The 16396-nt window shown below is 67.1% G+C and carries 14 protein-coding genes; 9 read left to right on the top strand and 5 right to left on the bottom strand.

Annotated elements, in window-relative coordinates; genetic code table 11:
* Window positions 1-19: 19 nt before the first annotated feature.
* Both ubiB and ubiE read right to left on the bottom strand, forming a co-directional pair.
* Window positions 20-1588 (bottom strand): 2-polyprenylphenol 6-hydroxylase, encoded by a 1569-nt coding sequence (gene ubiB / locus P2PM1_RS12025; protein WP_186399210.1) that lies wholly within the window; start codon window positions 1586-1588, stop codon window positions 20-22.
* A gap of 7 nt (window positions 1589-1595) precedes the next feature.
* Window positions 1596-2381, bottom strand: coding sequence for a bifunctional demethylmenaquinone methyltransferase/2-methoxy-6-polyprenyl-1,4-benzoquinol methylase UbiE (ubiE, locus tag P2PM1_RS12020; protein ID WP_371328922.1), 786 nt, complete (start codon window positions 2379-2381; stop codon window positions 1596-1598).
* Window positions 2382-2601: 220 nt separating this feature from the next.
* Between ubiE and mutM the strand changes: the two genes are divergently transcribed.
* The 9 genes from mutM to rpsL all read left to right on the top strand — a co-directional run bounded on the left by mutM (window position 2602) and on the right by rpsL (window position 14022).
* Window positions 2602-3507 (top strand): bifunctional DNA-formamidopyrimidine glycosylase/DNA-(apurinic or apyrimidinic site) lyase, encoded by a 906-nt coding sequence (gene mutM, locus P2PM1_RS12015; protein WP_186397149.1) that lies wholly within the window; start codon window positions 2602-2604, stop codon window positions 3505-3507.
* 138 nt (window positions 3508-3645) lie between these two features.
* Window positions 3646-4419, top strand: a complete 774-nt coding sequence (locus P2PM1_RS12010) for an enoyl-CoA hydratase (protein ID WP_186388726.1) — start codon at window positions 3646-3648, stop codon at window positions 4417-4419.
* Window positions 4420-4613: 194 nt separating this feature from the next.
* Window positions 4614-4880, top strand: a complete 267-nt coding sequence (rpsT, locus tag P2PM1_RS12005; RefSeq protein WP_186388727.1) for a 30S ribosomal protein S20 — start codon at window positions 4614-4616, stop codon at window positions 4878-4880.
* Between the two features lie 1156 nt (window positions 4881-6036).
* Window positions 6037-7515: a chromosomal replication initiator protein DnaA gene (dnaA, locus tag P2PM1_RS12000; protein WP_186399209.1), complete on the top strand. Its 1479-nt coding sequence runs from the start codon at window positions 6037-6039 to the stop codon at window positions 7513-7515.
* A gap of 230 nt (window positions 7516-7745) precedes the next feature.
* A complete protein-coding gene (gene dnaN / locus P2PM1_RS11995; protein ID WP_186388729.1) occupies window positions 7746-8864 on the top strand; it encodes a DNA polymerase III subunit beta in 1119 nt (372 codons plus the stop codon).
* Between the two features lie 104 nt (window positions 8865-8968).
* Window positions 8969-10108: a DNA replication/repair protein RecF gene (gene recF / locus P2PM1_RS11990; protein ID WP_186388730.1), complete on the top strand. Its 1140-nt coding sequence runs from the start codon at window positions 8969-8971 to the stop codon at window positions 10106-10108.
* A 76-nt stretch (window positions 10109-10184) separates the two neighbouring features.
* A complete protein-coding gene (locus P2PM1_RS11985) occupies window positions 10185-10802 on the top strand; it encodes a LysE family translocator (RefSeq protein WP_186397151.1) in 618 nt (205 codons plus the stop codon).
* Window positions 10803-11016: 214 nt separating this feature from the next.
* The gene (gene gyrB, locus P2PM1_RS11980) at window positions 11017-13470 is read left to right on the top strand and encodes a DNA topoisomerase (ATP-hydrolyzing) subunit B (protein WP_186399208.1); all 2454 of its coding nucleotides are present in this window, start codon (window positions 11017-11019) and stop codon (window positions 13468-13470) included.
* Between the two features lie 180 nt (window positions 13471-13650).
* Window positions 13651-14022, top strand: a complete 372-nt coding sequence (gene rpsL, locus P2PM1_RS11975) for a 30S ribosomal protein S12 (RefSeq protein ID WP_067223430.1) — start codon at window positions 13651-13653, stop codon at window positions 14020-14022.
* Window positions 14023-14407: 385 nt separating this feature from the next.
* Here the strand turns inward: rpsL and P2PM1_RS11970 are convergent, their stop codons facing one another.
* The 3 genes from P2PM1_RS11970 to P2PM1_RS11960 form a co-directional block, all read right to left on the bottom strand.
* Complete coding sequence (locus P2PM1_RS11970) at window positions 14408-14620, bottom strand: hypothetical protein (RefSeq protein ID WP_186397153.1); 213 nt, start codon at window positions 14618-14620, stop codon at window positions 14408-14410.
* Window positions 14621-15064: 444 nt separating this feature from the next.
* Window positions 15065-15610, bottom strand: coding sequence for an OmpA family protein (locus tag P2PM1_RS11965; RefSeq protein ID WP_371636667.1), 546 nt, complete (start codon window positions 15608-15610; stop codon window positions 15065-15067).
* Window positions 15607-16263, bottom strand: coding sequence for a L,D-transpeptidase (locus P2PM1_RS11960; protein ID WP_186388964.1), 657 nt, complete (start codon window positions 16261-16263; stop codon window positions 15607-15609). The genes P2PM1_RS11965 and P2PM1_RS11960 overlap by 4 nt, the downstream gene beginning before the upstream one ends.
* Window positions 16264-16396 lie beyond the last annotated feature (133 nt).

The raw sequence follows: 16396 nt of genomic DNA, 5'->3' as shown, positions 1-16396 counted from the left end.
GGCCTCTCGGCGGCGGGTGTCAGGTGAAGACGGCGATCGCGATCAGCGCGGCGATGACCCACAGCGCAATGCGTCCCGAGCGCGTGTGACGGGCTTCCGCGCGGCCGATTGCCTCGGCTGTGGCCGGGTCGAAGCGCAGGCCCCTCTCCGCCATGGTCTCGAGTTCGCTCGACAGCCGGCCGGCCCGCTCGGCGAGGATCGGCAGGTCGGCCGCAAGCCGGCCGAGGGCGACAAGACCGCCGGCGGCATCCTGCAGGCGCCCCGCGGGGCCGAGGTTCCGCTCGATCCAGCCGCGCACCACCGGCTCGGCGGTCCGCCACATGTCGAGATGCGGGTCGAGCGTGCGCGCGACGCCTTCGACCACGACCATGGTCTTCTGCAGCATGATCAACTGCGTCTGGGTGCGCATGTTGAACAGTTCGGTCACTTCCAGAAGCTGGGTGAGCAGCCGGGCCATGGAGATCTCCGAGGCATCGTGCCCGTGGATCGGCTCGCCGATCGCCCGGATCGCCTGGGCGAACACGTCGACGTCCTGGTCGGAGGGAACGTAGCCGGCCTCGAAATGCACCTCCGCCACCCGGCGATAGTCGCGGGTGATGAAGCCGAACAGGATCTCGGCGAGGAACCGCCGTTCCGCCGTGCCGAGCCGGCCGGTGATACCGAAGTCGACGGCGACGAGTTGGCCGTCCTCATCCAGGAACAGGTTGCCCTGGTGCATGTCGGCATGGAAGAAGCCGTCGCGCACCGCATGGCGCAGGAAGGACTGGATCACCATGGCGCCGATGGCCGGCAGGTCGTGCCCGTCGGCGGCGATCCCCTCGATGTCGGAGAGCTTGCGGCCCGAGATCCATTCCATCGTCAGCACGGCCTTGGCCGTGCGTGTCCAGTTGACCTCCGGCACCCGGAACCCCGGGTCGTCGCGGGTGTTCTCCGCCATTTCCGACAGGGCGGCGGCTTCCAGGCGGAAGTCCATTTCCAGCTCGACGGAGCGGGCCAGCGTGTCGACCACCGCGACCGGGCGCAGGCGGCGCGAGGGCGGGTGGATCCGCTCTACCAGCCGCGCCATCAGGTAATAGCTCTTCAGGTCGCGGCGGAAGCGCTCGGCAACGCCGGGGCGCAGCACCTTGACCGCCACCTTGCGGCGCGTTCCGTCCCGCTCCTCGATTTCCGCCGGATGCACCTGGGCGATCGAGGCGGCGGCGACCGGCTCGTCGAAGCGGACGAACAACTCCTCGACCGGGCGTCCGAGCTGGCTTTCCACCACCCGCCGGGCTTCCTCCATGCCGAAGGACGGGATCTGGTCCTGCAGCGCGGTCAGGTCGCTGGCGATCTCCCGCCCGACGACGTCCGGGCGGGTGGCCAGGAACTGGCCGAGCTTCACATAGGAGGGGCCAAGCCGGGTCAATGCGTCCGACAGGCGCTTGTCGGCCGCCTTGTCGCGTACGGAGCTCCGCTCCAGCAGGCGGACCGCGCGCAGGGCCATCCGCTGGGCGGGCGGCAGGTCAGGGAGATCGACGATGCCGAAAACGCCTTCCCGCGCCATGACGAAGCCGGCGCGGGCGAGCCGGAAGAGGGATGCGAGCGGCATGGAGGCCTCAGATCGCCCAGGCGGAGTGCAGGCAGGCGATCCCGCCCGAATAGTTGCGGTAGCTGACGCGCGCGAACCCGGCCTCGCGGATCATGTCGGCGAAACGCTCCTGGTTCGGGAACTTGCGGATCGATTCCACCAGATAGCGATAGGGCTCGCCGTCGCCGGTCACCATCCGGCCCATGACCGGGATCGCATTGAAGGAGAACAGGTCATAGACCTTGTCGAGGCCGGCGACATCCACCTGGCTGAACTCCAGGCACAGGAAGCGCCCGCCGCGCTTCAGCACGCGCCGCGCCTCGCTGAGTGCCTTGTCGATGCGCGGCACGTTGCGGATGCCGAAGGCGATCGTATAGGCGTCGAACGAGCGGTCGGGGAAGGGCAGGTCCTCGGCGTTGCCCTCCACAAAGCTCAGGCGATCGCCGAGCCCCGCCTTGGCGGCGCGGGCCCTGCCCACGTCCAGCATCGAGCCGTTGATGTCGCAGACGACGGCGGAGGTCGCCTTGCCGCCGCGCTCGATGATGCGCGTTGCAATGTCGCCGGTGCCGCCGGCAACGTCGAGGACGCGGAAGGCGCGGCGGTCGGCTCTGGGCGGGGCCAGCGACGACACCATCGCATCCTTCCACAGCCGGTGCAGGCCGCCCGACATCAGGTCGTTCATGAGGTCGTAGCGGTTCGCCACCTGGTGGAACACCTCGTTGACGAGGGGCTGCTTCTCGCCGCTGGCGACCTTGCGGAAGCCGAAGCTCGTCGCCATTTCCGGGCCGCTCGTCCGCCCCCGGTCGCTGTCCATGCTGGCCGCCATAGGGCTCTCCATGCGCCTGTGTTTCCGCTGATCGAGGCATGGCTTACAGCATTTTCGCGATGAGGTCACGGGTTGCGGGCGCGCCTTTCCGGCGCAGGACATTGCCGGGACGCTTGGCCCGGAGCGAAGGATTGACGCCCCGCCCATCTCCTTTATGCAAGAGGGCGAGACCGCGCGGCCGACGCAGCGCCCCCTTGCGGAGACCTCCATGCCGGAATTGCCCGAAGTCGAAACCGTACGCCGGGGCCTTTCCCCGGTCTTCGACGGTGCCATGATCCGCAAGGTGACCCTCAACCGGGCCGACCTGCGCTTCCCCCTGCCGGCCGATTTCCGCAACCGGCTCGGCGGGCAGCGGATGGTCGCGCTCGGGCGGCGGGCCAAGTATCTGCTGGGCGATCTGGAGGACGGCACCGTTCTCGTCATGCATCTGGGCATGTCCGGCTCCTTCCGCATCGAAGAGGTCGGCGAGGAGCGCTCGCAGCCCGTTGCGGCAGAGGCGTTCCACTATCCGCGCTCGGTCGACCGGGCGCATGACCACGTCATCTTCCATCTCGAGCATGGCGGTGCGGAGCGCCTGCGCATCGTCTACAACGATCCGCGCAGGTTCGGCTTCATGAGCCTCATCGCGCGTGCCGAGGTCGAGCAGCATCCCTGGTTCGCCGCGCTCGGCCCGGAGCCGACCGGCAATGCGCTGGATGCCGAACACCTGGCGAGGGTTGCGGCGGGGCGGGCGACACCGCTCAAGGCGCTGCTGCTCGACCAGCGCGCCATTGCCGGGCTCGGCAACATCTATGTCTGCGAGGCGCTGCACCGGGCAAAGCTCAGCCCGCTGCGCAGCGCCGGAACGCTCGCCACCGCCGCCGGCGCGCCGACGGCAGGGGCAAAGCGGCTTGTCACCGCCATTCGCGAGGTCATCGCCGAGGCCATCGTCGCCGGCGGCTCGACCTTGCGCGACCACCGCCAGGCCGACGGCGAACTCGGCTATTTCCAGCATTCCTTCGCGGTCTATGGGCGCGAGGGCGAGCCGTGTCCGCGCGCCGGCTGCGGCGGCACGGTCGCGCGTATCGTGCAGTCGGGACGTTCGACTTTCCATTGCCCCCACTGCCAGGGGTAGAAAGGGGCGGCGGCCGGGCCTGGTCGGAGCTCGTCTCGCCGGAAACTGCAAGGTTGCGGCGGCGGGGGCCTTCGGATACCCCTTGATCCGCGAAGGCGGCGCTGGCTGACGACGCGCCGTCCCATTTTGGGAGGTCCCATGGGATACGAGAATATTCGGGTCGAGAAGCGCGGGCGGGTCGCCCTCGTCACTTTGAACCGTCCGAAGGCGCTGAACGCCCTGAATTCCGAACTGATTGCCGAGCTCAACGCCGCATTGGCGCTGTTCGAGAGCGACGACAAGATCGGCTGCGTCGTGCTCACTGGATCGGAAAAGGCCTTCGCCGCCGGCGCCGACATCAAGGAGATGTCCTCGCTCTCCTTCGTCGAGGCCTACAAGACCGACTTCATCACCTCCTGGGACCACGTGTCGCGGTTCCGCAAGCCGATCATCGCGGCGGTGGCGGGCTACGCGCTCGGCGGCGGCTGCGAACTGGCGATGATGTGCGACTTCATCCTGGCTGCGGACAACGCCAAGTTCGGCCAGCCGGAGATCACGCTCGGCGTGATGCCCGGCGCCGGCGGCACCCAGCGCCTGACCCGCTTCGTCGGCAAGTCGAAGGCGATGGAAATGTGCCTGACCGGCCGGATGATGGATGCCGCCGAGGCGGAGCGCTCCGGCCTTGTCAGCCGGGTGGTGCCGCTCGACGAGCTGCTCGAGGAAGCCATGCGCGTGGCCGAGAAGATCGCCGGTTTCTCGCTGCCCACTGCGATGATGACCAAGGAAAGCGTCAACCGCGCCTATGAGACGACCCTTGCCGAGGGCGTGCGCTTCGAGCGTCGCGTCTTCCACTCGATGTTCGCGACGGAAGACCAGACGGAAGGCATGAATGCCTTCGTGGAGAAGCGCGCTCCCCAGTTCAAGAACATGTAGGCGGCGTCCGTCGGCCGGCGGCGCGGGAGTTCACGCGTTTTTCGTGACTTTCGCGTTGACGGCGGGCGGGCGGCCGCCTATAACGCGGTCGACCGGTGGCGGCCCGTTCCGCCGCCGCTTTCGTTTGATCCAGATGGCTTCGACGCCCTGGCCCGAACGAGTCGGATTGTTCACGTAACGCATCAGGACAGAATATGGCCAACACCCCTTCGGCCAAGAAGGCGGCGCGCAAGATCGAGCGTCGCACGGCCACCAACAAGGCCCGCCGCAGCCGGGTGCGCACTTACCTGCGCAAGGTTGAGGAGGCGATTGCCTCTGGCGACAAGGCCGCAGCGAGCGATGCCCTCAAGGCAGCCCAGCCCGAGATCATGCGGGCGGTGTCCAAGGGCGTCTACCACCGCAACACGGTGTCGCGGAAGATTTCCCGCCTGAGCTCCCGCATCAAGGTCCTCGGCGCCTGAGCGTTGCGATCATCGCGGAAGAGTTGGAACCCGGCCTTTTGGTCGGGTTTTTCTTTTGCCGGCATCGACTTTCGTCTCCCTTCCCGCCTAAGCAAGCCGGGCGATTCGAATGCGTTTCGCGGCTTTTGACCTGTCACAAAAACCTTTTCTTAATCAGTGTCTTAAGATCATGTTGGGTGTGGCCTTCGTCGGTGTCCGCGGTTTCCCGTCTGTCAAGATTGAGGTCGTGAATTTTTTTTTCCTGCACAGCAAAATGGTGTGAAAGGCTCGGCCGGATCGAAAACGCTTTGAGTCAAAACGCCTTCCAAATGGCGCCTCGCCGTCATCCGCAGGTGCGGGCGTGACCCTGACCCTCGGGGGCGCCGAATTGCCGGGCGAGACTGTTGCGGGGCCTGTGGGGGCTGTGTATGGTCTTGGTTATCGGGCGCTCGCCCGGGCAAAATCGCAAAACAAAAAAGACAGGGGCCTCTAGGAGAGCAATGTTATATTTGTGCAAAAAATATACATTGGGCGAAAGCCGCGCGTTCTCTTGGAAGAGTTCCAAAAGTTCCCCGGTCAAGCGGCGTCTTCTACTGAAGTCGTAGATCGGAAAGACAGTCTCCCCCGCATGATCCAGTCGTTTTTGACTTGCTGGCCCGTCCGGCAAGACAGGATTTCTGTGTCTTGCGGCACGCCGTTTGCGGAGACGGCGGGAGGCGTTGGTGCGGGTGTCGCGACAGGTGTGGTTTGTCTGCGACGGTTGCGCCCAGGGAAGCTCGAGACTGGAAAGAGGGCTTGACGATGACTGCGCAATCCATTTTCTGTGCCGCTCCAGCGTGGCGCCCTTCGAGGGGTGCCACGACCTGATCCATTCATGGGGCGTCGATTGCGAAAGCGTCGGACGGTCCTCTCGCATCCAGCGACCCTCTCCTTGCCGGGGCGATCCATCGCCCGCATGACCCGCAGGAGGTTGAGGCAACGGGAAGCCCCAAGGGGCAGACGAGATTTTCAGCCGGGCGGGCAGCGCTCACCCGGTGAGGCTATCTGTCGCTTTCGCGACACCTGGCGGGCCGGGGACGGCTCGCGACAAGACCGCGCCGAAACGGCGAAAAACACAACAAGTGCAACGGGTTCTGCGGCGGCGGAGCACCTCGTTGACCATTTGGAGGCGATCACGATGAACTTGCAGGAACTGCCGGCATCAGAGACCGCGGGCATTGATCACTGGACGCGCGTCAAGAAGCGGCTGCGGGCCGAGCTCGGAGAGGATGTCTTCACCAGTTGGTTCGCTCGGGTCGATCTGGAGGATCATTCCGACGGCACCGTTCGCCTCTCCGTGCCGACCCGGTTCCTCAAGCAGTGGATCCAGTCCCACTATCGCGAGCGGTTGATGGGTCTTTGGAAGCACGAATGCGATGACGTCCATCGCATCGAGCTGACGGTTCGCGGTGCGGTGCGGGCGCGTCCCGCCGTGGCCGGTCTGGCGCGGACGGCGCCGGTCGCCCCGCGCGCCGCCCAGCAGATCAAGCTGGTCGAGGGGGCTGGCGCGTCCAGGCCGGACACGGCGCCGGGCGGCGTGGCGCGGCCTGTCGCTGCGACCTCGCGCGAGGGCGGCGAGGGCCTGGAAGGCGCCTCGCTCGACCCGAAATACACGTTCGAGTCCTTCGTCGAGGGCGAGTCCAACGCACTGGCGCTGGCCGCCGCGCGTCAGGTCGCCACAGCGGCCTCGGTGACCTTCAACCCGCTCTACATCCATGCCTCGGTCGGCCTCGGCAAGACGCACCTGATGCAGGCTGTCGCCTCGGCGGCGCAGGCGTCCGGGCGCCGGGTGCTGTACCTCACGGCCGAGCATTTCATGTATCGCTTCGTCTCGGCGCTGAAGGCCCAGTCCGCGCTCGCCTTCAAGGACACGCTGCGCACCATCGACCTGCTGCTGATCGACGACATGCAGTTCCTGCATGGCAAGCAGGTCCAGCAGGAATTCTGCCACACGCTGAACGCGCTGATCGACGGCGCCCGCCAGGTCGTAGTCGCTGCCGACCGGCCGCCGGCGGATCTCGAGACCCTCGACGACCGCATGCGTTCGCGCCTGGCCGGCGGTCTCGTCGTTGCCATTTCCGAACCCGATTTCGGTCTGCGCCGCGCCATTTTGAGCAACCGCATCGACGCGGTGCGCCGCTCGCATGCAAGCTTCACCGTGCCGGAAGCGGTGCTCGACTACGTTGCCCGCCACGTCGGCAATTCGGGCCGCGACCTTGAAGGCGCGCTCAACCGCCTGATCGCTCACAACCAGCTCACCAACCAGCCGGTGACGCAGGAGATGGCCGAGGCGACCTTGCGCGATCTCGTTCGCAACGCCGAGCCGCGCCGGGTCAAGATCGAGGATATCCAGCGCATCGTCTCCAAGCACTACAACGTGTCGAAGGCCGATCTGCTGTCGGCGCGCCGCACCCGCACCATCGTCCGGCCGCGCCAGATCGCCATGTATCTCGCCAAGGTGCTGACCCCGCGTTCCCTCCCCGAGATCGGCCGCCGCTTCGGCAATCGCGACCACACCACGGTGCTGCACGCGGTGCGCAAGATCGAGGACCTTGCACGGTCCGACAATTCGCTGGCGCAGGAGCTCGACCTCCTGAAGCGCATGCTGGACGCCTGACGCGGTCCACACGGCATCTTGGGCGGCATCCCGGCGGGGAGGCCGCCCGACATTTTGTCCTCGGCCTGGGTTTCGGGCCTAAAATGAGGCCAAGGCCGAGGGGCGGACGGCACCGGCGTCGCGAATGCCACGGAAGTCTCGCCGACACTTGCTTTTCGCAGCGCGAAGGGGCAGTGTCGACGCCCGTTTGACCGTCGCGGTTCCCACGATTTTTGATAATGGACGATGCAATGAAAGTGACCCTCGAGCGGACCGATCTCCTGAAGTCCCTGACCCATGTTCATCGTGTCGTCGAGCGCCGCAATACCATCCCGATCTTGTCCAACGTGCTGCTGCGCGCCGATGGCGGGCAGTTGCTGCTGAAGGCGACCGATCTCGATCTGGAGATCTCGGAGAAGGTTGCCGCGCTGGTCGAGCAGCCCGGTGCGACCACCGTTCCGGCGCATATGATCTACGACATCGTCCGCAAGCTGCCCGAGGGCGCGCAGGTGGCGCTGGAGACCTCGTCGGACAATGCGACGCTGGAGATCCGGGCCGGGCGCTCGCGGTTTGCGCTGCAAATGCTGCCGGAAACCGATTTCCCCGACATCACCGCCGGGGAGTTCTCCCATCGCTTCACGCTCGCCTCGCGCGATCTGCGCACGCTGATCGATGCGACGCAGTTCGCGATCTCCACCGAGGAGACGCGCTACTATCTGAACGGCATCTATCTGCATGCGGTGACCGCCGAGGCGGGCGAGCGCCTGCGCGCGGTCGCGACCGACGGCCACCGTCTGGCGCGCGCGGAAATCCCCGCGCCGGCCGGAAGCAGCGGCATGCCCGGCATCATCGTGCCGCGCAAGACCGTCGGCGAGATCCAGAAGCTGCTGGAAGCCCCCGACGCGGAGGCTGCCATCGAGATCTCCGAGACCAAGATCCGCATCACCACCGGCGATGTGATCCTGACTTCGAAGCTGATCGACGGCACCTTCCCGGACTACGGCCGGGTGATCCCGCAGAACAACGACAAGGAACTGCTGGTCGAACGCGACGAGTTCAAGGCCGCCGTCGACCGCGTCTCCACCATTTCCTCCGAGCGTGGCCGCGCCGTGAAGCTGGCGATCTCGGAAGGGCGGATGATCCTGACGGTGGTCAATCCGGACAGCGGCTCGGCGACCGAGGAACTGGCCATCGACTATGACAGCGACCCGCTGGAGATCGGCTTCAACTCGCGCTACCTGCTGGAGATCACCGGCCAGTTGCGCGGCGACACCGCCTGCTTCCGCCTCGCCGATGCCGGTGCGCCGACCCTGATCCAGGACAAGGGCGCGGAAGACGCGCTCTATGTCCTGATGCCGATGCGCGTCTAGGCGGGTACATCCGGGGCGGCCGCGGGCCGTCTGCGCCCTTGCCGGGACCTGCAGGCGCTGCGCAGGCAAGGGACCCGAAGCCACGCGACCCGTATGGAGGCCGGATGGGCGAGCCGGTCCAGGTTGCCCTCAGCAGCCTGACACTCACCGATTTCAGGAATTACGAGCAGGCGAGCGTCGCATTCGGCGCCCGCCTGGTGGCGCTGGTCGGTGACAACGGCTCGGGCAAGACCAATCTGCTGGAGGCGGTGTCGCTGCTCACGGCGGGACGCGGGCTGCGCCGGGCCCAGCTCGACGAGCTCCACCGCCAGGGCGCGCAGGGAAGCTGGAGCGTTGCCGCCCGTCTCACCGGCCCCGACGGCGAGACCCGCATCGGCGTCGGCCACGCGCCGGGCGAGACCGGCCGACGCATCCGCATCGACGGCACCGACGCCCGCTCCTCCGACCAGTTGCTCGATCATCTGCGCGTGCTCTGGCTGCTGCCGGCGATGGACGGGCTGTTCACCGGTCCGGCCGGCGACCGCCGCCGCTTTCTCGACCGGCTGGTGCTGGCGATCGACCCCGGCCACGGCCGCCGTGTCGCCGATCTGGAAAAGACCCTGCGCGCCCGCAACCGGCTGCTGGAGGAGGGCGGCTCGGCCGCCTTTCTCGACGCGGTGGAGGCGCAACTCGCCCCGCTTGCCGTGGCTGTCGGCTTTGCCCGGCGCGAGACGGTTGCCCTGCTGCAGGCCCGCATCCACCAGCAGGCGGATCTCGGCCTGCCGTTTCCGCTGGCCGGCGTCGAGCTGGCCGGCGACTTCGAGCGCGACTGCGAGGGGCTTGCCGCATATGACATCGAGGATCGCTACCGCGACCAGCTCGGCGAGGCGCGCCTGCGCGACCGCGCCGCCGGACGGACCCTTTACGGCCCGCATCGCAGCGATCTCGCCGTCCGCCTCCTTGCCAAGGACATGCCGGCGGCGCTCGCCTCGACCGGCGAGCAGAAGGCGCTGCTGATCGGCCTCATCCTCGCCCATGCGGAAGTGACCTCGCAGACCGCCGGCATGACCCCGGTGCTGCTGCTCGACGAGGTCGCCGCGCATCTCGATCCCGGCCGGCGCAAGGCGCTGTTTTCGCGGCTGGCGGACCTCGGACTGCAGGTGCTGATGACGGGAACCGACAGCCAGCTCTTTGTCGACCTGCCGGAGGGCAGCCAGATTCTGAAGGTCGCACATTCGACCATTTCGCCTTATATGGAAGGGTGAACGGCTCTCCCGGCCCCTCCTGGCCCCCCTGCAAGGCGGCTTTCGCAAGGCCGGCTTCCCAAGGATCGAGTTTTACATGGATGTTTCCGCGCTGCTCGTCTTCGCCGCGGCCCTGTTCGTCGCGGCCGTCATTCCCGGTCCCGGTATTGCCGCCATCGTCGCGCGCGTGTTGTCGCGCGGCCGCGAGGGCGCGTTCGCCTTCTGCTTCGGCATCGCCCTCGGCGACGTGATCTGGCTGGGCTTCGCCGTCGCCGGTCTGGCGGTGCTGGCCAAGTCCTTCGGCACGGTGTTCCTGCTGGTCAAATATGCCGGCGCGCTCTATCTGGCCTATCTGGCATGGAAGATGTGGACCGCACCCGCCGATGGCGGCCTTGCGGCGGTCGGTCCGGTGCGCAAGGAACGGCCCGTCGCGCTGGCGATGGGCGGGCTGGCAGTGACCATGGGCAATCCCAAGGTGATGGTCTTCTATCTGGCGCTGCTGCCCAACATCATCGCGCTGGAGACGGTGACCATGCTCGGCTATGCGGAGCTGTCGCTGGTCACTTTCGCGGTGCTGGCGGTGGTGCTTGGCGGCTACTGTCTGCTGGCCGAGCGGGCAAGGCGGATGCTGGCCAGCCCGCGCGCGCTGAAACTTCTCAACAGGGTCGCCGGCTCGGTAATGGCGGGGGCAGCGGTGGCGGTGGCCACACGCTGAGCACGGCACGCCGACGGGCACCGATAACGCATTGACTTGGAACGGGAAAACCGATGCCTGCCGAGGCCCCTCCGCGAGTGGGCGGTGAGGGGGGTATCGCGGCGGTCGCCAAGCGGTGGCCGGCGGCCGGAAAGCCGGGCGACAGCCGGTTGAACCCCTGTTGCAAGGCCGTATAACTGAACGACACACAAGATCCAGCGAGCGTTTGATTCGAATGAGCGATACCCCGACGGGCAGCGAAAGCGAACCGCAGGTCAGCAACGGCGCCGAGGAATACGGCGCGGACTCGATCAAGGTCCTCAAGGGCCTCGATGCGGTGCGCAAGCGTCCCGGCATGTATATCGGCGACACCGACGACGGCTCCGGCCTTCATCACATGGTCTACGAGGTGGTCGACAATGCCATCGACGAGGCGCTGGCCGGCCATGCCGACCGGGTGACGGTGACGCTGAACGCCGACGGTTCGGTGACCGTGACCGACAACGGCCGCGGCATTCCGACCGACCTGCACTCCGAGGAGGGCGTCTCCGCCGCCGAGGTCATCATGACCCAGTTGCATGCCGGCGGTAAGTTCGACCAGAACTCCTACAAGGTGTCGGGCGGCCTGCACGGCGTCGGCGTTTCCGTGGTGAATGCCCTGTCGACCTGGCTCGACCTGCGCATCTGGCGCAGCGGCAACGAGCACCGCATGCGCTTCCGCAATGGCGAGGCCGAGGCGCCGCTGGCCGTCGTCGGCCCGGCGGACGGGCGCAAGGGGACGGAAGTCACCTTCCTGCCGTCGCCGGACACCTTCACCCGCATCGAGTTCGATTTCGCCACGCTGGAACACCGGCTGCGCGAACTGGCCTTCCTGAATTCGGGCGTCCGCATTCTCCTGACCGACCGGCGCGGCGTCGAGGAGAAGGCCGTCGAGCTGTTCTACGAGGGCGGCCTGGAGGCTTTCGTGCGCTATCTCGACCGGGCCAAGCACCCGCTCATCGAGGCGCCGATCGTCATGCGCACCGAGAAGGACGGCGTCACGGTCGAAGCGGCGATGTGGTGGAACGACAGCTACCACGAGCAGGTGCTGTGCTTCACCAACAACATCCCGCAGCGCGACGGCGGCACGCATCTGGCCGGATTCCGCGGCGCGCTGACCCGGCAGATGACTGGCTATGCCGACCAGTCGGGCCTCCTCAAGAAGGAAAAGGTCTCGCTGACCGGCGACGATTGTCGCGAGGGGCTGACCTGCGTGCTCTCGGTCAAGGTGCCGGACCCGAAATTCTCGTCCCAGACCAAGGACAAGCTGGTCTCCTCCGAGGTCCGTCCGGTCGTCGAGAACGCCATCAACGGGGCGCTGGCCGAATGGCTGGAGGAAAATCCGGCCCCGGCCCGCGTGCTGGTCTCCAAGATCGTCGAGGCCGCGTCGGCCCGCGAGGCGGCGCGCAAGGCGCGCGAACTGACCCGGCGCAAGGGCGCGCTGGATGTCGCCTCGCTCCCCGGCAAGCTCGCCGACTGCCAGGAGCGCGACCCGGCCAAGGCCGAACTCTTCCTGGTGGAGGGCGATTCGGCCGGCGGCTCGGCCAAGCAGGGCCGCAGCCGCGAGAATCAGGCGATCCTGCCGCTGCGCGGCAAGATCCTCAACGTGGAGCGGGCGCGCTTCGACAAGATGCTGTCGTCGAACGAGATCGGCACGCTGATCACCGCGCTTGGCACCGGCATCGGCAAGGAAGAATTCAACCTGGCCAAACTGCGTTACCACAAGATTATCATCATGACGGACGCAGATGTCGACGGCGCCCATATCCGCACGCTGCTGCTGACGTTCTTCTTCCGGCAGATGCCGGAGCTGATCGAGAACGGCCACATCTATATCGCCCAGCCGCCGCTCTACAAGGTCAAGCGCGGGAATTCCGAGCAGTACCTGAAGGACCAGGAGGCGCTGGAAAACTACCTGATCGACACCGGCCTGGAAGACTGCACGCTGACCCTGGCCAGCGGCGAGGTGCGCAGCGGACACGACCTGCGCGACGTGGTCGAGAAGGCGCGCGCGGTCGCCGGTATCCTCGACGGGCTGCATTCGCGCTACGACCGCGACGTGGTCGAGCAGGCGGCGATCGCCGGGGCGCTGAACCCGGACGTGCATCACGATCCGGTCCGCTCGGTGGAGGCGGCGGCCTATATCGCCCGCCGGCTGGACATCCTCGCCGACGAGTTCGAGCGCGGCTGGGAAGGCAAGGTGCTCGACAACGGCGATCTGGTGTTCGAGCGCACGGTGCGCGGCGTCAAGGAAGCGGCGACGATTGATGCCGCCCTGCTCGGCTCGGCCGATGCCCGCAAGCTGGACGCCCGCACCCAGCACCTGCAGGAGATCTACATCAAGGCGGCGACGCTGGCCCGCAAGGGCAGCGACACGGCGATCCGCGGGCCGCGCGCCCTGCTCGACGCGGTGTTCGCGCAAGGACGCAAGGGCATCGCCATGCAGCGCTACAAGGGTCTCGGCGAAATGAACGCCGAACAGCTCTGGGAGACCACGCTCGACCCGAACGTGCGCTCGCTGCTGCAGGTGAAGGTGCGCGAGGCGGACGCTGCCGACGACATCTTCACCAAGCTGATGGGCGACGATGTCGATCCGAGGCGCACCTTCATCCAGGAGAACGCCCTCGCGGTCGCCAATCTGGACGTCTGACCACCGCCGGCCCGCCCGCCGGAGTGGTTGCTGCGCGAAAGCCGGATGCCGGAATCGCGCAGCAAGCAATCGGACGCGGCGGAAAACGCCGGAAAGCGGGATTCTCCCTTTGACAAAGCGGGCCGCCCCCCCTATACGAGGCGGCCAAGACATTCCTCAAAAACAAGCTGCAAGCACCCTATGCCGACAATCAACCAGTTGGTTCGCCTGAACCGTAAGCCGACCGTCAAGAAGTCCAAGACCCCCGCGCTGGGCGGTAACCCGCAGAAGCGCGCGGTTTGCACCCGCGTCTACACCACGACGCCGCGCAAGCCGAACTCGGCTCTTCGTAAGGTCGCGCGTGTTCGCATGACCAATGGCAATGAAGTCACCGCCTACATTCCGGGCGAGGGCCACAACCTGCAGGAGCACTCCGTGGTGCTCGTGCGCGGCGGCGGCCCGAACGACCTTCCGGGCGTGCGCTACCGCGTGATCCGCGGCGTGCTCGACACCCAGGGCGTCAAGGACCGCAAGAAGCGCCGGTCGCTCTACGGCTCCAAGCGCCCGAAGTAAGTTTCCGGCCGGGTTGTCCCCGGCAGGGTTTGTCTTCGCAAGGCCTTCCGGACATCCGTCCGGGAGGCCTTGTTGCTTTTGCGCCCAGCCGGTCGCGGCCATGGCGGCGGACGGGGACAGGTGGCGGACGGGAAACCGGCTCCCGGCGGGGGTATCCGGGGCACCGCAGATGCAGTTTCAAGGCCCTGGAGGCGGGGACAAGTGGCGCCAAGGCCAACGGAAAAAGCGCCCTCCGATTTCTCGAGGGGCGCTATCTTGTTGAAATATAGAGATATTTTTTGAGACGATTTTGCAAAATTTTGCGAGATTTTGCGTTTGGCGTCTCAAATCGCGCTGTTTTCGATCTTCTCCGCCGCGACCGGCCCGGCCGGCGAGGCGCGCCGGATCAGGCGGCGATGCGGCGCTGTGCCCGGAAGGCGATCGGCGCGCTCTCGCGATTGCGGCGGCGCTCCTCGGCCGAGATATAGACCAAGGCGTGATGCTCGCCGCAATAGGAGACGCCGGCCTCGACGCGGTTGCGGCAGGGGAAGGTGTAGTTGCCGCCGGTGCCCTCGGCCCACTTGCACTGGCCGGCACGCGGCAAACGGAGTTCGTTCATCGGTCTGATCCTTCAAGCTGCGACGCCTGGCGCTGCGAAGCGCGATCCGCGGGTCTTGCCGGGGTATCGGTGTCAGGAGCGCAGGCCTTGCGGCCGCGGCGTCAAAAAAGCCGGGCGCTCGAGGCCCGGCGTCGATCTGATGACTGTAATATAGGTGTCATATTGCCAAAGGCCAAACGCGTCCCCGGCATGGGAGCCATGCCTTTATTGCAGTGCAGCGATGTGGTTAACGCCGAGCCGCCAGATTGGGTGCCAGATTGGGTGCCAGATTGGGTGCCAGATTGGGTGCCGGAATGGGTGCCAGAATAGGCGCCGGGACGGCGACGCGATTGCCGGCCGGCGGGCGGGGGGCAGCGCCAGGTGCGAGCCTCTCGTCCCGGCCCCTCCTGGCCTCTCCTCCCCGGCCTCTCGTTCCGGCTTCTCGTCCCGGCCTGGCGCGCGCGCCTAGCGCTCGCGCTCCTCGCGCAGGTTGGTGACCACCCGGCGGTTCTGCGCCTTGCATTCCTCCGCCGGACAGTCGCGCACCTTGCGGTCGGTGCCGTAGCCCTTGGCCCACAGCCGGTTCGGCGAAACGCCCTTGCCAACCAGATAGGCCATCACCGCATTGGCCCGGCGCGTCGACAGGGTGCCGTTGTCGCCGGGGCTGCCCGGATCGTCGGAAAAGCCCTGGATCTTGGCGTACCAGTGCCGGTTGGCGGTCAGCCAGTCGGCCTGCTTGTCGAGCGTCATGCGCGCGGTCTCGTCGATCTCCGCAGAGCCGGGCGCGAAATAGGTGCGCCGGCCGACATTGAGCATGAAGGCCTCCTCGCTGCCCGGCTCCATGTTGGCGAAGCCGAGCACCGGCGCATTGGTGATGTCCGGCGAGGCGACGTTCTCCACCGTGTTGCAGGCAGCCAGCAGGCCGCAGGCGGCCAGCAAGGCAAGGAGACGGACGGTCGGCGCCGGCCCCGGCAGGGAGCGGGCGGCGAGGGGTGTCGCGGATGAGGTCACGTGCGCTCCTGGTCCTGCGGGGTGCCGGCGCCCAGATGTTCGAGAACCGACACGCGGGTTCCGACCGGGCAGCGCTGGTAGAGGTCGATGATGTCCTCCGGGAACATGCGGATGCAGCCCGACGACACGTTGCTGCCGATGCTCCAAGGCTCCAGCGTGCCGTGCAGCCGGTAGCCGGTGTCGGCGCCGCTGTCGTGATGCAGGTAGAGCGCGCGCGGCCCCAGGGGGTTGCTCGGCGCGCCGCCCTCCACCATCTGCGGCAGGTCGGGCTGGCGCTGGCGCATCTCCGGCGGCGGCACCCAGCGCGGCCACAGCGCCTTGCGCCGGACCTGGGCGCGGCCGAACCACTGGAAGCCCTCGCGGCCGACGCCGACGCCGTAGCGCAGCGCCGTGTTGTTCTCCCAGATCCAGTAGAGATAATGATTGCGCGTGTCGACGACGACGGTGCCGGGCGATTCGGGCGAGAAATACTTGACCATCTGCCGGCGCCATTGCGGCTTGATCACCGAGAAATTGGTGCGCCGGAAGCTGAAGCCGTTGTCCGCTTCGGCCCCGTCGAACCATTTCGAGGACGCGATCGCCGGCATCGGCAGCGAGATGTTCGCCGCCAGCGCGCCCGCACCGACCAGCAAAGCCCTCCGGGTCATGGATATCCGGCTCACGGATATCGGGCTCATGGACAGCGTCGTCCTGGATACCGTCATGCCGTCTCCTCCTCTGACGGGCAGCCGTTCCCCTCCCGCCCTCGCCAGCAGTCGCGAGCGCGGAACGGCCCTATTACTGTCC

This window comes from Stappia sp. P2PMeth1, from assembly GCF_900185735.1.
GTDB lineage: Bacteria > Pseudomonadota > Alphaproteobacteria > Rhizobiales > Stappiaceae > Stappia.
The sequence above is the reverse complement of the archived record's forward strand: the minus strand, read 5'-3'. Positions and strand labels throughout refer to the sequence as shown.

Bases quoted from the DNA above. Each gene is read 5' to 3' on its own strand.
- ubiB (WP_186399210.1), bottom strand. From the start codon at position 1,588: ATGCCGCTCGCATCCCTCTTCCGGCTCGCCCGCGCCGGCTTCGTCATG.
- dnaA (WP_186399209.1), top strand. From the start codon at position 6,037: ATGAACTTGCAGGAACTGCCGGCATCAGAGACCGCGGGCATTGATCAC.
- recF (WP_186388730.1), top strand. From the start codon at position 8,969: ATGGGCGAGCCGGTCCAGGTTGCCCTCAGCAGCCTGACACTCACCGAT.
- P2PM1_RS12010 (WP_186388726.1), top strand. From the start codon at position 3,646: ATGGGATACGAGAATATTCGGGTCGAGAAGCGCGGGCGGGTCGCCCTC.
- rpsT (WP_186388727.1), top strand. From the start codon at position 4,614: ATGGCCAACACCCCTTCGGCCAAGAAGGCGGCGCGCAAGATCGAGCGT.
- gyrB (WP_186399208.1), top strand. From the start codon at position 11,017: ATGAGCGATACCCCGACGGGCAGCGAAAGCGAACCGCAGGTCAGCAAC.
- P2PM1_RS11970 (WP_186397153.1), bottom strand. From the start codon at position 14,620: ATGAACGAACTCCGTTTGCCGCGTGCCGGCCAGTGCAAGTGGGCCGAG.
- P2PM1_RS11985 (WP_186397151.1), top strand. From the start codon at position 10,185: ATGGATGTTTCCGCGCTGCTCGTCTTCGCCGCGGCCCTGTTCGTCGCG.
- rpsL (WP_067223430.1), top strand. From the start codon at position 13,651: ATGCCGACAATCAACCAGTTGGTTCGCCTGAACCGTAAGCCGACCGTC.
- dnaN (WP_186388729.1), top strand. From the start codon at position 7,746: ATGAAAGTGACCCTCGAGCGGACCGATCTCCTGAAGTCCCTGACCCAT.
- ubiE (WP_371328922.1), bottom strand. From the start codon at position 2,381: ATGGACAGCGACCGGGGGCGGACGAGCGGCCCGGAAATGGCGACGAGC.
- mutM (WP_186397149.1), top strand. From the start codon at position 2,602: ATGCCGGAATTGCCCGAAGTCGAAACCGTACGCCGGGGCCTTTCCCCG.